We start from the raw sequence: 15,310 nt of genomic DNA on the forward strand, positions 1-15,310 counted from the left end.
TGAGTTGCCTGCGCGTCACATCCAACAGTCCTACCGGGTTCTGCCCCAGAGCGGGGCAGAACCCGAAGATTGATCACAACATCACACAGGCCCTAACCTCCGTAGTTATCTGTCGAAGTACGGGACCGTTGTCGCGCGGTTGGTCGCCCACCTCGCCCCTGCTTCGGCTAGCGGCAGGCCTGTCCTCCGGGCTTAGGCATGACCGCCGTGTGATCACCTCATTAGGAGATCGATCATTGCCCGGCTTAGTTGCGAATCTGACCGTCCGCTTCGGTCGCATCGGGGTGCGCAATGATGTCAGCGTCTGCTGCTGTTAATGTCAGCGGAAATCAGCGTTCGTCTCTCAGCGTCAGCCTCCACGAACTCACGGCCCTGGCGAAGACCTGACTCAAACGAATGCAATATCTCCCCGGCCTCATCAACCACCTCCTCGCCAAAGCGGATTCAACCTACAGCCGCCGCAACCTCAACCGTTGAAGATCTCCAGAATAGAGACCAGAAGGCCGTGGATTTTCAATGAAAGTTGATCCCCAGCCTTCTTCGCCTGATTACTTTCGTCTGATGCATCGAAAGCCGAGCATCAGACGTCGGAGCTCGACTCCTTGGCTTTTTGCAGCAGAGCCTCCTGGTTGCGGCGACTACGCACATCATCCTTGCGCAAACTCCTACCCTCATTCAAGACAGACTGAAACTGCTCGGCGGCAAGATCGACTGCAGTAGTGATCGCTACTTCAATTCTCTCTGAGTCCGAAATCTTGAACTTCAGCTTCTTAGCATCCCTCAGCCGCCGTCTTGCTGTCTCTATCTCAGGGGTTTCAAAAATAGGAACAAGTTCCGGCGTAATCAGAGCAGACACCATCATCGCGATGTGATACTTCGCGGCTTTGAGAGTGGTCGAGTCAGGCGTTCGGGCGAAGAATCTGTCCACCCGGTACAAGATCCAAGCCGCGTAGTAGTAGGCCTCAACGGAGTATTCACCCCAAACGAACGATTCCTCAGCCTCTAGCTCCTTTGGAGCACCAATCGCTCGGAAAGAATCGCCGAACAGTGTTGCCGCGACCGCTCGGTTGAGTTCGGGAGTAGTGACAACACGAGTCCGCGGGAAATCAAGAGACGCATGCTGGTTCTGCCGCAGATAACGTAGGCCGTTTACGCCAGACTGATTGAAATACTCTTCCACGTCTTTCGCCATCTGGGAACTCGCCTGTATGTCAGTTGAGCCGATGGGAGTTTGCAGGTTAGTAGCGATCGCCACGCTCGTTCGCACCCCAGCGTCGCCTGAGCTGACGATCTTGACCGGGATCCAAAGGTCAGAGAGGAGGGCGGGCTTGGCCTTGACCGCTTCGCTTGCCGCCCACCTAACGAGCTGGTGACTCGTCTGCCCGCCATTTACGATCTGATACCCGGAGATGAAGAATCTGTCACCCGACCCTCGGAGAGATGTCGCGATGATCGTGAGTCCGTTATTGAGGAAGGGAAAGTGCTCACGGTCTTCGCTCTGAAGGGTTCTCGTGATCCGGGCATTCACTGGGTTATGACTACCGAGATCGAGACGCACGTTATCGTCGAAGATCCCTGACCGCACGGAGCCAGTTTCATCCGTCAGCAACTTCATCACCTCCGTACCAGACAAGAGCCCGATGTAAGCCTCACTCACCCGCTCAGTCGCAGGAATGGTCTGCCGCTTCTCAAAGTTGAACCGAATGTTCTGCGGCCCGTGCCGCTCCTTCAGCTTTGCGGCTAGTGCATCGTGGCCATGAGTATTGAGGTGCAAAGGTTCTGAATAAATACCGAGAGCTCGAATGCGATCGATCGCCTCCGTGACCTGAAGTTCTTGCTGTGCACCCTTGCCATCATTGCCGCTGGTAGTGACATAGAAGAGTTCGCACGGGATTCGCGTGTCTTGAAATTTGTCTCCGCTCTCTGCGATCCGATCGATCAAGGCAGCCAGGTCGACCAGGGCTGGAGGAAGCTTGACGCTCTTCGTATTAATCGCATACTTTGTCACGGACTCGACTCCGTGGAGGAACTTCGCGATAAGCTTAGAGTCGTAGGACTCGCTTGTCTTGGCCTGGATGAAGAGTACCCTCGCCGAATTAGATGTTTGATCCGAGATAAGGTCGTCGATTTCTGATGGCTCGAAGACGATCTGTCCATTGACTATGACAGCGGCGATGTCGATGCCCTCGTCGGTCCCACCACCGAGAACAGCGCGCTCAATCTGCTCGACATCGTCCCGCACATAAGGGAAGAGGTAGTTGGCTGCGACGTACAGTTCGAACTGCTTCGCCTCGCTCCCCTCGAAGCCAAAGTCTCGTGCAAACTTGGCCACTCGCTTTCCCGTGAGCGTGTGCACTTCATCTCCCTAGTCAGCGCGAGCGCTGATCGTCATCACGGTGTGCCTACCAGTGAGCGTAGCGTCTGGGTCACGGACTGATTCACTGCGTTAACCCACCACTCACCCCAGCTCCCATCCCGGTGCCGGCCGTTCCTCCGCCGGAGGCACAGGCCCTGACCGCGCCTCGATCGTGCGGCTGCTCGCCACCCCATACCTGGTCTCTTCCCACTCCAGGGCGCGAAGGCGCAGTGCGGGCGGAGCGGGCCGAAGGCAGGAGCAGCGCCCGCAGCGCGGAGCGGGAACGCGCCCGGCGGAGCGCCGTCTCCGGCCACTCGCCAGGTCCGCTCCGCCCGGCGTCGCCAGGACACCCTCGACCCACCCGGCCTCCGATGGAGAGCCACCTTCCGAGCCTCAAGCCAGCGACTGGAAGGGGCATCTGCCCAGATCAGGCCGTTGCAGCCTGCGGGACTCCGCCGGCCGAGGTGGCTCCCGATCTGGGCGGAGGGGTGGCTCTCGCGGACCCCGGAGAACTCAATCTCTCCTGGCGCTGCGCCAGGTCATCACCGCCGCCTACCACCAGGTCTGGTAGCCCCGAGAGCACGCCAACCTGGTCGCCCGAACCCCATGCCTTCCCCTTTCTGGGCACCAACGGACCGCTGCCCACCTCGGGCGAAGCACTCGACCGCCTCGACGCCGACCCCCTGCACGTACTCCATTTCGAACCTCAACTCGACGCCCAAAGCATGCTCTTCGGCTCCCCGCAGGCCGCCCACTGCGTCCGGTACGTGACCGAGCACCTCGCCAAATCCGTCGCCGAGTGCCACACTCCGGCCGGCAAGTCCGACACCGACCACGTCGACCGCCTCGCCACCGAACTCCGCTACGAACCCTGCTCACCGACCTCACCCCTCGCTACCCGGCTCCTGCACGCCATCCCCGAACGCTTCCACTGGCGCCAAGCGCTGGACAAAGCCCTGGCCCGCACGGAAGGTCCCAACTCCTCGGCCACCATCGTCACTCCCGAAAGGAAGGCAATGTGACATCCCCGGAACCTCTCCTGGCCACCACTCAGGCCGCCTGCTCGGGAGTACCCCAACTGATCGCTGAGCGACGCATCGCCTTCGTGGAGCTCGGATGCCATTTCCGCATCCCAGCCTTGGTCATCGCCGAGTTCATCACCGCTTGCACCGTCCAGCCGGTCACTGGCCTGCGCACACAGTTCAGGCTTCCTGATGGCGGACACCAAGGGGAACTTCCGACGCTTCGACTCCGTCCGCCAACTGCTGGCCGGCCGCAAGCAGGTCCGCTAGCCGGATCCAGTCACCGGACTGACGCGCAAGGGTGAGGAGACATACCCGACCAAGACCTAAGCCAAGGTCGCGCTCACGCTGTTCGAAGCGGATCTCAAGCACGACAAGTGGGCCGCTCCGGATACTGGGAAGGTCAGGTTGACCGACTTCGCCACCACCTGGCGGCGGGGCCGGAAGGTGGAGGCGAGCACCCACAAGCGTTACGCCATCACGCTCCGCCAGCACCTCCTCGACGGTGGGGCCGGCGAGCCGTCCGTCGTCAAGGCGTACCAACTGTTGCGGGCAATCATGGACACCGCCGTGGATGACGAACTGATCCAGCGCAACCCGTGCCGTACCAAGGGCCCCGGGACTTACGACGTACCGGAGCGACCCGAGCTCAAGGTCACCGACGTGTTCGTCATCGCCGACACGATCGGTCCACACTGGCGGGCCCTGGCGCTGCTGACCGCGTTCACCGCACTCCGCCTCGCCGAGCTGGCCGTGCTTCGCCGGTGGGACGTCGACTTGGCGAACCGGCTCGTCCGGGTTCAGCGCAACCAGGCAGAGCTGAACAGCAGACGGCTCTACGACTAGGCGTCGAAGAGCCGTGCGGGCTTTCGCCCTGTCGCCTTCCCGGCGAGATCGTGAACGACCTGGAGCGCCACCTCGACCGGTACGCCGGCCCCGGCCTGGACGGTCACCTGTTCATCGGCCCCTGCGGCGGCGAGCACCACCAAAGCAACTTCCGGGACGACTGGATCGAGGCTCGCACCACAGCCGGAGTGAGCGAGGACGCCCATTTCCACGACCTTCGCCACACCGGGAACACCCTCGCCTCGTAGAACGGAGCCAGCACCCTGGAGCTCATGACCAGGATGAGCCACAGCAGAACCCGCGCCACGCTGATCTATCAACACCTGACCAGCGACTAGGACCGGGCCCGCTGCCCGGACGGCGAAGCCGTCCGGGCAGCGTTTGGGGATCACAGGCCAACCCTAGAAGCATCGGGCACGCGGGTGGCGCGGGACGAGTAGGAGCCTGGAGACGATCAAGGCCAGCTCGGAAGAGTCGAGCCTCCGAACTGGCCCTTCGCATAGGTTGGCACGGCCAGTGTTGAATCGCCGACATCTGATTTGTGACCTCATTCAGACGTTCGATGCACTCGACAAAGCCGCCCGTGCCCAGCCCGGCCAGCGATACCGCTATGACACGGGGACGAGTCCGTCCTCGACCGCAGCGGCGGAGCCTTCCCAGCCTCCTGGCCCCTTCCACACCACAGCGATGCCCAGGGCTTCGAGGAACGCCGCGTATCCCTCCCCGACCGTCTCAGTGAACAGGGCCACTAGGCGCGGCGCCGGCGGGTCCGGGTGCAGGAAGTGCCTATAGGACAGGAGTTGCCCCACGGCCTCCCGAACGGCGGCTGTGGCGTTACCGTTGTAGACAACCTTGGCCTCCACCAGCCAGCTAGCACCACCTCGGTGGAGCATGAGGTCACGCGGGTGGACGTCAGTGGTCACACGGAACCCGGCCCCGGCCAAGGCCGGACCGAACTCGGCTATCAAGGTCTCGTGTCGGCGCTTCTTGCGGATCCTTCGACCTACAAGATGGGCGACATAGTCAGCATCGTCCTTCGGGTAAAAGTCTCGCAGTGGATCCGCGCTCTCCTCTGGCTGCACATAGGAACCGGGATCGAGCACCGCCACGTCAGTCCGGCTGACAACGGGCGTATCACGGCTTTCGATGGCGCGCTGGTAGATATCGGCCAGGCGCCACAGGTCAGCCCGTAGTCCCGCTTCGGACGGCAGGTCCTCAATGTTATAGCGCCTAGCCACGACGCTGCCAGCCTCATAAGCCCGCTGGCGCCAGCCTTTGGAACCCAGATCTACAGAAGTATCCCAACCCTTAAGCAATACGGCTGGAACTGCATGACGGAACGATTCTGCATCCCGCCTCAACCGGGCCTTGAGTTCCTCCTGTCGACTGGAGTGCCCCGCCAGTTCCTGGCTCAAGCGCGTGACCCCTTGATTGAGCATCAATGTCACGCTCGTTAGGTCCTCGGCGAACAGGTAAACGATATACAGGCCCTGACCGGGGTCGTCAGTCTCATCCGGATGGAATACGCCTATCCAAGGGGTGAACGTCGGAGTACCCATACCCCCACTGCCCCGGACCCGGTACCCCGCCGGTGTGAGGTCCCGAAGATGTTCCTTGGCGGTACGCAGCAGCCGCTGAGCGTCCGAGTTCATCGGAGCGCGCCGATCATAGGTGCGGGCGACGTTCAGCAAGTACTCACGTAGGTCCATCAGACGATCCCCCAAGTCGTTCGAAGTGACAGTCTCCTTCATACCGTGCAGCCAAGACTGCTAAGGCACCAGGGCCACGCTGATCTACCAGCACATGACCAGCGACAGAAACCGGGCCATCGCCTACCGGACGGGCGAAGCTGTCCGCCAGGCGCTCGGGCGGCCGGAGGCATCTGGCACGCGGGTGGCACGGGAGGCGTAGGGACGCGGGAACGATCAAGGGCCAGTTCGGGAGGGTGTTGCCTCCGAACTGGCCCTTCGTGCTGGTGGGCGCGGACGGTTTCGAACCGCCGACATCTGCTTTGTAAGAGCAGCGCTCTACCACTGAGCTACGCGCCCCCTGCCGTGGCCCGACCGGGCGCACGACGAGAGCCTAGGGTACCTGGTCCCGGGAGGTGGTGGGGGACGGGCGCCCGGTGAGGGGCGGGGCCGTGCGGCGGGCGGGGTGGGAGGGGGTGCCGGGCCGGCGGGGGGATCGGGGAGAATGGGGGCCGGATCAGCGGGTCGGAGCAGGGAGCGCGCAGTGACGGTGGCCGGCGGGAGCGGGCGGGGGCGGCGTCGGGCGGGAGCGGCACTGGCCGACGCGTTGGTGGTGCCGGTGGCGCTGGCGGGTGCGCTGGCCGCGGTCGGGCTGGCCTCCGCCGGAACCGGCGGCTGGTGGGGCCGGCGGGGCGGCGGCGAGGGCGGACGGGCGCAGGCCCGGGAGGCCCGGGCGGCGGCCCAGGAGGCGTTCTACGAGCTGGAGGAGACCCAGCGCGAGGTGCAGCTCGCGGTGGAGACCGTCCGCGCGGCCGAGGAGGGCCCGACGGTGCAGCGCGCGCTGGCCGACCTGGCGGCGATCTCCGGCCGGGTCGAGCAGGTCACCGTGAACTACCTCGCCGCACTCGACGCCCACAACCTGGACAGCGAGACCCTGGACGCCGGCACGGCCGCGCAGGCCAGGCGCCGGCTGGAGGACGTGAAGAGCCAGCTCGGCTCGGCCCGGGCGGAGCTGAACGACTTCCTGCGCCGCCTGCAGCCGACCGTCGAGCACGCCGAGCAGCAGCTGATGCGGGTCACCCCGGCGGTCGAGCAGGCCAAGCGCGCGCTGCTCGCGGCCACCACCGCGCTGGACGGGGCGCGCGGCGCCGGCCTGCGGGCGGACGACCTGGCGGCCCGGCTCGCCGAACTGGCGCCCGAGCTCGGCCGGCTGAACGAGGGCCCGGCCCGGCACGGGGTCGCGGACACCCTGCGGCGCGCGGAGGACGTGAAGCAGCGCGCCGAGGCGATCGCCGCCGACGCCGGACAACTGCCGGAGCGGGCGCGGGAGATCGACCGGCGGGTGGCGAGCCTGCGGACCCGCATCCAGGCGCTGGAGACCAAGGCCGAGACGGTCGAGCCCGCCCTGAGCGAGCTGCGCCGCCGGTTCAGCACCTCCTGCTGGCAGGACCTCCAGCGGGTGCCGGACCAGGTCGCGGAGGCCGGGCGGGCCGCCGAGCGCAAGCTCGCCGAGGCTGCCCGGGCCCGGGACGAGCAGCGCTGGGCCGACGCCACCGCCGCGATCGGGACGGTCCGCGCGCTGCTGGAGACCGCCGACGGCTCGGTGCTCGCGGCGAACGACCGGCTGCGGCAGCTGAACGAGGTGCAGCACGACCCCAACCGGGAGATCGAGCGCGCCCGCTTCGCCATCCGGGACGCGCAGCGGCTGGCGATGGCCGGGCGCAGCGCGCCGGACCCGCGGCACGCTGCCCCGCTGGACGAGGCGGTGGCCCGGCTGGACCGCGCCGTGGCCACGCTGGAGGCGGCCGGCCGGCACCCCGACTACTGGCACTTCCTGACCGAGCTCGCGGCGGTGCGGGACACGGCGGCACGGGTGATCGAGCTGATCCGCGGGGACCTCGGCGGCCACCGGTAGCACCGGGAGCGCCAAGGCATCGGTAGCACCGAAGCACCCGGAAGCCCTGGAAGCACCAGAAGCGGGCTGCCGGCGGGGACCCCGCTCGGTACCCTGCCGGTATGCCTCGCTACGACTTCCGCTGCCGCTCCTGCGGCGCCACCTTCGAGCTCCGCCGCCCGATGGCCCAGGCCAACGACCCCGCCGTCTGCCCGCAGGGCCACCAGGACACCGTGAAGCTGCTGTCCACCGTCGCCGTCACGGGCGGCGCGGCCGCCGCCCCGCAGGCCCCCGCCGGGGGCGGGGGCGGTTGCTGCGGCGGCGGCTGCTGCGGCTGACCCACCCGCAGCCGAACCCGGACCCGGGGGTCAGCCCCCGACCGGCAGGGCCGACGCCCCTGCCAGGAACCGCCGGACGATCTCCTCCCCCGCCGTCACCCCCACCTCCGTCAGGGCGGTGACGCCGGGGGCCGTCCAGCCGCTGTCCGCGAGTTCGCCGTGCCCCGGGCGCCAGCCCGCGTCCGCCGCGAGCAGCAGGTCGGCGTCGAGCAGCGAGTCCCCGGCCGCCAGCACGGTGTCCGCGCCGCCGCGCCGGACGACCTCGGCCAGCGCGGCGCTCTTGGTGAGCGGCGCGGGCACCGCGTACACCTTGCGGCCCTGCAGGGAGACCGTCCAGCCGCGCTCGGCGCACCAGCCGGTCAGCTCCGCCAGCCAGCCCCCCGGCAGCGCGGCGCGCTCGACCACCAGGTAGGCGAACAGCTCGTCGGCGACCCGCCGCTTGTGCGTCCACTCCGGGTCGGCGCACAGGGCGAGCCGCCGGACGACCTCCTCCAGCGGGGCCGAGCCGGCGGCTATCCGCGCGGTGATCTCGGCCCGCCAGTCACCGTCCGGCACGCCGTCCACCAGCAGTTGCCCGCCGTTGGCGCAGATCGCGTACGCGGGGACCCAGTCCGGCGTCGGGCCGGGCAGGTTGACCCGCCCGTACTGCTCCGGCGTGCGGGTGGTGGCCGGGACGAAGCAGGCCTCCCGGGCGAGTTCGGCGAGCAGCCCGGCGGCCCGCTCGGTCATGAAGGACAGCGGCCGCCCCTGGTACACCTCGACGCAGAGCAGCCTCGGCGCCAGCCGGTCGGGCCCGGCCAGGGCCATGGCCCGCTCGGAGTAGATCAGCGTCCGGTCGAGGTCGCTGGCCACCAGGACACCCATCAGGATTCCCTCCCCGTCGTCTCGGTCACGGTGCCCCCGTCGGCCACCGCGCGCCCGTCTCCCCCGGTCGCCCCGCGGCTGTAGCGGGGGTGGATCAGGCCGACGCAGGTGTACGGCAGGCCGTCCACCTCCTCGACCTCGACGCCGCGCTGGGCGGCGAGCAGCCGGACGTGGTCGAGGTCCGCCCCGGCGCCGCGCCGGGCGAGGATCCGCCAGGGGACGCGGCGCAGCAGCACCCGGGTGGTCTCGCCGACCCCGGGCTTGACCAGGTTGACGTTGTCGATGCCGTACTCGGCGCTGATCCGCTCGACGGCGGCCCAGCCGGCCCGGTCGGGCTCCCGGTGCGGGTCGGCGGCGAGCCGGTCGGCGCCCTCGACCGCCGCGGCGCGGACCTCGCCGAAGCGGGCGGCCACCGTGTCCAGGAAGAGCGCCGAGACGTCGTTCCCGGCCAGGTCGGCGTAGTGCTTGGCGCCGTGGAAGTCGTCCGGCCCGATCAGCCCGGCGCGCAGCACGGTGCGCGAAACCAGCCCGGAGACCGTGGAGTTGAGGCAGGCGGACGGGATCAGGAAGTCGTCCCTGGTGCCGTACGTCCGCACGCAGCGGCCCGGGTCGGCGAGCACCGCGAGGTCCGGGTCGAAGCCGGTGCCGGCCAGCGCGTCGGCCAGTTCGCGGGTGATCGCGCCCTTGCCCGTCCAGCCGTCCACGAACACCACGTCCCGCGCCCGGTGGTGGGCCGCCAGGTAGCGCAGTGCGACCGGGTCGATGCCGCGGCCGCGCACGATCGAGACCGCGTAGTGCGGCACCGACAGGCCGTGGGCGAAGGCCAGCCAGCGGCGGACCAGGATGCCGACGGGCGTGCCGGCCCGGGCCAGCGAGGCCAGCACCAGCCCGGGGCCGCGCTCGCGCAGCAGCGTCTCGGCGACGGTGCCGACGGCGAGCGCGATCCGGCTGGCGGAGCCGCGCAGCGCCTGGTGGAACAGCTCCTGGTACTCGGGGCTGGGCTGGTACTCGACCGGCAGCGACTCGGCGTAGTGGGCGCCGCCGTTCTGGACGGCCTCCTCGCGCTCCTCGGTGGGGGCTTCGAGCGCGACCCCGGAGAGGTCCTTGAGCAGCCAGGCCACCTCCTCGGCGGGGTACGAGGAGAACGCCGGCCCGTACAGGGGCGCGGGCAACTCCGAAGAACCGGGCAGCTTCGAAGACCCGGGCGGCGACAGGGCCGCGGGCGGCGACGAGGGTGCGGCGAGCGGAGCGGGCACGACGGGCACCGGCCGGTGCGAGGGCAGCACGGCGAGCACCACCCGGTCGGTCACCCGCCGCAGCTGGCCGAGCAGCGCGTGCTCGCCCTCGTGCAGCGCCGGGGTGTCGGCCACGTCGTCCACCACCAGCACCACGGCGTCGAAGCGCCGCGCCGGGTCGCTTCCGGGGGCGACGTTGTACGCGTAGCGCTCGGACGAGCCGCCGTCCCGCGGGTCGTCGTGGGCGGGGAAGGCGAGCCGGGTACGGATGGCGTAGCCGGGGTCGTCCACCGCCAGGACGGGCGAGCGGGTGGTGGTGGAGAACCGGACGCGGTCGCCGCCGAGCCGCTCGGCGAGGGCGTCGGCCAGGCGCAGCGGCGCGTACATCAGCTCCTCGAAGCCGAGCACCAGCACCCGCCGCGCACCGGCGGGCAGGGCCTCGGCGAGCTGCCCGGCCAGCCGGGGCAGTGCGGCGTCCAGCCGGGCGCGGTCGTGGGCGGTGAAGCCGTGCCGGCCGCCGTCCGGGAGCCCGGCGGGCCAGTCCAGTTCGACCCGGTCCAGCGGCGCGGGGCCGGCCGACGGCGGCTCCCCGACCGGGGGCGCGGCGGCCGGCGCCGCCTCGGCGATCAGCCGCTCGGCCCGCGCCACGACGTCCTCCGGCAGCTCGACGCCGCCGCTCGCGGTGGCCACCAGGTCCAGCCGGACGCCGAGTTCGGCGGCGGCCTCATCGAGCCGGCGCCGGTCGGCCGCGGAGCGCAGGTCCACCAGGGCGACCACCACGTAGTGCCCGCGCGGGTGGCGGGCGTGCAGGTCGCGGATGGTGTTGAGCACCGTCCGTCCGGTCGAGAACTCGTCGTCCACCAGCACCAGCGGCCCGTCGCCGGCGAGGAGTCCGGGGTCGGCGGGGAGCAGCAGGTGCGAGGTGGCGTGCGAGTGCTCCTCCTCGAAGCCGCCGACCGGGTCCAGGCCGGGCACCGGCCGGCGGGTGGAGTGCAGGTAGGGGGCGTCCAGGCCGTCGGCGACGCTGTGGCCGAGGCCGGTGGCCGTCTCCGCGTAGCCGAGTACGACGGCCCGCCCGGCCGCCTCCGCGCCGAGCAGGTCGCGGACCCGGCGGCCGAGTTCGAGCCCGGCGCCGTGGACCACCGAGGGCCGCTGCGGCACGTGCTTGCCGAGCACGGTGGAGACCAGCAGGTGGGCGCGCTTGGGGTTCCCCGAGCGCAGCGCCAGGCCGACGAGTTCGGGGAGGCGCTCGGAGCCGGTCAGGGCGATCCCGGCCCGGTCGGCGACCCAACGGCCGGTCCACATCTGCGGTGTTGCTGTCACTGCGGGTCCTGCCTTCGGTGGTGCGATGGTGCGTTCGTCGGTGCGTTCGTAGCCGGCGTTCACGGGTGCGTTCGTCATGTCCGTCGGTGTGTCCGTCGTGTCCGTCCTGGCGCCGTCAGCCGCACAGGCAGGCCGACAGCAGTTCGGCGAAGCTCACGTCCTCCCGGGCCACCCCGAACACCTCCGCCCGCAGCAGCACCCGCTCCGCCCAGGCCCGGTGCGGCCGGGCCTCGTTCATCTTGTTGGTGTACGCCGAGCGCAGTACCCCGCCGCCGTCCTGCTCCTGCCGGAGGATGTCGCGGGCGTCGCAGTACTCCTCGTGCGTGACCACGGAGAGGGCGTGCACGGCCGGTACGTGGCTGGGGTGGATGCAGGTCTTGCCGAGCAGGCCGTTGGCCCGGTCGAGTTCGACCTCCCGGATCAGCCCGTCCAGGTCGTGTTCGATGATCCGCCGGCGGACCTCCTCGCCGGAGGCCCGGAGCACCCCGGCCGCGGCCGGGACGGAGGCCCCGGCGAACGGGGTCCGGCGCAGCTGCGGCTTGAACATCCGCTCCTGCACCGGGAAGTACTCCCAGACCGGGCCGGTGACGGTGTACCCGGTGCCGTCCGCCCGGCCGAGCACGTTGACCACGTCCCCGATCACCGAGGCGACCAGCGCCACGTCGTACGCGGTGAGGTCGGGCGAGCGCCGCAGGCCGTACGCGGAGCAGAGGTCGGTGACCCCGAGCCGGACGGCGAGCACCCGTTCGCGGTGGCCGGCGAGCAGCTCGGCGATGCCGAACAGCTGCTCCCGCCTGGTCTCCAGGTGGGCGAGTTCGGGCGACTCCAGGACGGGCATGGCGAACAGCCGCCGCCCGGTCGCGGCCTCGGCGGCGGCCAGCGCGGCCAGGTACCCGCCGCCGTTCGCCGGGGTGAACTTCGGCAGCACGAAGCCGCTGAGCAGTTCGACGGCCGGGCCGAGACGCTCGGCCAGGTCGAGGATCTGGGCGGCGCTGCGGACCCTGATGAAGAGCAGGGGGTGGCTCTGTGCACAGTCGGTGAAGTCCTTGACCAGGTCATTCAACTGCTCGACCAGGTTCCGCTCGCCCGCGTCCACCTCGTGGTCGGCGATCGCGTCCTCCAGGCAGAGCACCATCGACACCACGCCCCGACCAGCGAGTTTGCGGATGTCGGCGGCCAGGGCGGGCCTGGTGGCCGGGCTGTAGAGGGTGCCGCCGAGGGCGGTGGCGATCACCTCCGGCCCGCTCCGCGCGCTGAACGGGCGCGGCTGTTCCAGGAAGAGCCGGCCGCGTACGTCCTCGGCGAGGTGGCCGAAATGGCGCAAGGTGCTCTCCTCCAGGAAGTGGACCGGCCCCCGGCCCGTTGCCGACGACACCCTGGTCAACCGGCCGACCGGGCGCCAAGGTTCCCGGGCACGCCGCCGCCGGACGCCCCTCCGCCGAACCCCCGGAGACCCTTCGACCGCCCATCGTACGGACGGGATCCGGCCGGTCCCGGTTCCCCGGTACTGAACTCCCGGAACATCCCGGTCCACTTGGACGATCATGGGCGCATCGATGCCCCATCCCGGAAACGACGGCGGCAAACCTCGGAAAGCGCAAGTCTTGGCAAAGTCCGACTCCGCGCGGACCGGTCCGGTCACGTTGTCCGAAGGGGTGGCGAACAGGCAGGATGGTCGGCTATGACGCACGTGATGGCCAAGGGCGCCAACATCGCACTGCCGGCGGCGGCGGTCCGCGCCGTGCTGCGCTGGAGCGCCACGCCCGGTGCGCCGGACGTGGACGCGTCCGCGCTGCTGCTCGGCGCCTCCGGAAAGGTCCGCTCGGACGCCGACTTCGTCTTCTACAACCAGCCCCGCCACCCCTCCGGCCTGGTCCGCCACCTGCCCAAGCAGCAGACCTCCGGCGGCGCCGAGATCATCGACACGGTCGAGGTCGAACTGGGCAAGCTGCCCGCCGAGGTGGACCGCGTGGTGCTGGCCGGCTCCTCCGAGGGCGGGCCGTTCCGCGCCGTGCCGGGGCTGCGCCTGCTGCTCTTCGACGCCACGGCCGGCGAGGGCGTCCCCGCGCTCGCCGAGTTCGCGATCGACGACGCCGAGAACGTCACCGCCCTGGTCGCGGGCGAGCTGTACCGCCGGTCCGGGGCCTGGAAGTTCCGGGCGATCGGCCAGGGCTACACCTCCGGGCTGATCGGCCTCGCCACCGACTTCGGCATCACCGTGGACGACGAGGCGGAGGCCGACCAGGCCCTCGGCGCCACCCCCGCCCCGTCCGGCGCGTCCGGCGCGTTCGACCCGCGCAGCACCCCGCTGCCGGACCCGCGCTCGACCACCCCCGAGCCGGGCACCTTCACCCTGGCCCCGGCCGTCCCGCAGTCACCGCCCACCCCGGCCCCGGCCACCGCACCGGCCCCGGCCACCGCCGCGAACGCCTCGCCCGCGCCGGCGACCCCGCCGCCGCCCACCGCCCCGCCGACCGTGCCCCCGCCGCCCACCGCTCCCCCGAGCAACCGACCCGGCACCGGCTACGGCTACCCCCAGCAGCCCGGCACGGGGTACGGCTACCCCCAGCAGCAGCCCGCACCGCCGCAGCAGCCCACCGGCGGCTACGGCTACCCGCAACCGGGCACCGGCCAGCAGCCCTACCAGCAGCAGCCGGGCGGTTACGGCTACCCCCAGCAGAACCAGCCCGCGCCGCCGCAGCAGCGCCCCGCCGGCTACGGCTACCCGCAGCCCGGCACCGGCCAGCAGCCGCCCGTCCCACCGCAGCCGCCGACGGCCCAGCCCCCGGCGCCCACCGGCGAGGAGTTCGCGCTGCCCCCGCAGGGCCCGCAGTTCCAGCCCCGCTGACACCCCCGGCGGGACCGCCGGACGACCCCGGCCCCGCCGCCCGCACCGCCCTCTGCCGTGGAACCGCCGCACGCACCGCCCGCCGCCGTGGAACAGCCGCGCCCCCCGGCGTCAGTCGCCCTTGTACCCGCGCTGCCACTGCATCCCGAACCCGTACAGCCGGTCGATGTCCGCCTGGAACCCGTTGACGTACCGCACCTCGCGCCGCACCGTCAGCTGGTTGTCCCCCGCGTTCTCGATCAGCACCACCGCGCAGGAGCGCGCCGCCCGGGCCCGCTCCTCCAGCTTGATCTCGATCCGCGGCCCGGTCTGCGGCACGATCGTGACCACCGCGTGCGACTGCTCGAAGGCCGGCGTGCCGTCGTAGATGTAGACGAAGATCAGCAGCCGCTTGAACTTGTCCTTCTTCTCCAGGTTGACGTACATCGTCTCGCCGGACGGCGCCCCGTACTGGTCGTCGCCGCTGAGCTTGATGTACGGCGCGTTCTGGAGGTCGCCGAAGAGCCCGCCGAGCGGCTGCACCACGCCGGTGCTCCCGTCGGAGAGCTCGTACATGCAGGCCAGGTCGAGGTCGACGTTCATCGGCTCGCTGTTCTGCGGCGAGTCCGGGTCCTGCGGCCGCAGGATCCGCGGGCTGAAGAACCGCTTGACGGACTCCCGGGCGCTCGGCCGGCGGGAGCCCCCGGCGCTCATCGTCCAGTGCAGGTTGACGTAGAGGTAGCCGGTGGTGGCGGCCGACCCGGTGATCGCGTGCTGCGGAGTCGACTTGGTGAGTATGACCTTGTGCTGACCGCCGGGGTTGTCGAAGGTGTAGCTCTTGTCCCCGCGCAGGTACTCCCAGATCGAGACCATGCCGTCCTCTCCCCCTGCTCCCGCCAGGCGTTCTGACGGTCCGC

At 70.0% G+C, this 15,310-nt stretch carries 12 protein-coding genes and 1 tRNA gene; 6 read left to right on the forward strand and 7 right to left on the reverse strand.

From position 1 onward, the window contains the following. Positions 1-580 precede the first annotated feature (580 nt). Positions 581-2,356, reverse strand: a complete 1,776-nt coding sequence (locus tag ACFVXH_RS23625) for an AIPR family protein (protein ID WP_387826924.1) — start codon at positions 2,354-2,356, stop codon at positions 581-583. 725 nt (positions 2,357-3,081) lie between these two features. Here ACFVXH_RS23625 and ACFVXH_RS23630 point away from each other — a divergent pair. The 3 genes from ACFVXH_RS23630 (at position 3,082) to ACFVXH_RS23640 (ending at position 4,472) form a co-directional block, all read left to right on the forward strand. Next, positions 3,082-3,378 carry a hypothetical protein gene (locus tag ACFVXH_RS23630; RefSeq protein ID WP_387826926.1) on the forward strand — a complete coding sequence of 99 codons (297 nt, stop codon included), beginning with the start codon at positions 3,082-3,084 and terminating at the stop codon, positions 3,376-3,378. A gap of 408 nt (positions 3,379-3,786) precedes the next feature. Next, the gene (locus ACFVXH_RS23635; RefSeq protein ID WP_387826929.1) at positions 3,787-4,224 is read left to right on the forward strand and encodes a hypothetical protein; all 438 of its coding nucleotides are present in this window, start codon (positions 3,787-3,789) and stop codon (positions 4,222-4,224) included. A 50-nt stretch (positions 4,225-4,274) separates the two neighbouring features. Continuing rightward, positions 4,275-4,472, forward strand: coding sequence for a hypothetical protein (locus tag ACFVXH_RS23640; protein WP_387826932.1), 198 nt, complete (start codon positions 4,275-4,277; stop codon positions 4,470-4,472). Positions 4,473-4,832: 360 nt separating this feature from the next. Here the strand turns inward: ACFVXH_RS23640 and ACFVXH_RS23645 are convergent, their stop codons facing one another. Further along, a complete protein-coding gene (locus tag ACFVXH_RS23645) occupies positions 4,833-5,975 on the reverse strand; it encodes an MrcB family domain-containing protein (RefSeq protein WP_387826935.1) in 1,143 nt (380 codons plus the stop codon). 222 nt (positions 5,976-6,197) lie between these two features. After that, positions 6,198-6,272, reverse strand: a tRNA-Val gene (locus ACFVXH_RS23650). Positions 6,273-6,417: 145 nt separating this feature from the next. On the opposite strand from ACFVXH_RS23650, the gene ACFVXH_RS23655 reads away from it, so the two are divergent. Next, positions 6,418-7,827, forward strand: a complete 1,410-nt coding sequence (locus ACFVXH_RS23655; RefSeq protein WP_387826938.1) for a hypothetical protein — start codon at positions 6,418-6,420, stop codon at positions 7,825-7,827. Between the two features lie 101 nt (positions 7,828-7,928). After that, positions 7,929-8,144 carry a zinc ribbon domain-containing protein gene (locus ACFVXH_RS23660; RefSeq protein ID WP_049659427.1) on the forward strand — a complete coding sequence of 72 codons (216 nt, stop codon included), beginning with the start codon at positions 7,929-7,931 and terminating at the stop codon, positions 8,142-8,144. Positions 8,145-8,174: 30 nt separating this feature from the next. Here the strand turns inward: ACFVXH_RS23660 and ACFVXH_RS23665 are convergent, their stop codons facing one another. The 3 genes from ACFVXH_RS23665 to ACFVXH_RS23675 all read right to left on the reverse strand — a co-directional run bounded on the left by ACFVXH_RS23665 (position 8,175) and on the right by ACFVXH_RS23675 (position 12,890). After that, entirely contained in the window at positions 8,175-9,008 is an 834-nt protein-coding gene (locus ACFVXH_RS23665; RefSeq protein WP_387826941.1) for an HAD family hydrolase, read from the reverse strand. After that, positions 9,008-11,548, reverse strand: coding sequence for a phosphoribosyltransferase (locus ACFVXH_RS23670; protein WP_387827234.1), 2,541 nt, complete (start codon positions 11,546-11,548; stop codon positions 9,008-9,010). Before ACFVXH_RS23670 ends, ACFVXH_RS23665 begins: the two co-directional genes overlap by 1 nt. Positions 11,549-11,681: 133 nt before the next feature. Beyond that, complete coding sequence (locus tag ACFVXH_RS23675; RefSeq protein ID WP_375874110.1) at positions 11,682-12,890, reverse strand: HpcH/HpaI aldolase/citrate lyase family protein; 1,209 nt, start codon at positions 12,888-12,890, stop codon at positions 11,682-11,684. A 357-nt stretch (positions 12,891-13,247) separates the two neighbouring features. Here ACFVXH_RS23675 and ACFVXH_RS23680 point away from each other — a divergent pair, with 357 nt between their 5' ends. Beyond that, positions 13,248-14,414, forward strand: coding sequence for a TerD family protein (locus ACFVXH_RS23680; RefSeq protein ID WP_387826944.1), 1,167 nt, complete (start codon positions 13,248-13,250; stop codon positions 14,412-14,414). A gap of 111 nt (positions 14,415-14,525) precedes the next feature. Here ACFVXH_RS23680 and ACFVXH_RS23685 read toward each other — a convergent pair whose 3' ends face one another. Then, positions 14,526-15,266, reverse strand: a complete 741-nt coding sequence (locus tag ACFVXH_RS23685) for a Tellurium resistance (protein ID WP_049652604.1) — start codon at positions 15,264-15,266, stop codon at positions 14,526-14,528. Positions 15,267-15,310 lie beyond the last annotated feature (44 nt).

The organism is Kitasatospora sp. NPDC058184 (genome assembly GCF_042883725.1).
Lineage (GTDB): Bacteria > Actinomycetota > Actinomycetes > Streptomycetales > Streptomycetaceae > Kitasatospora.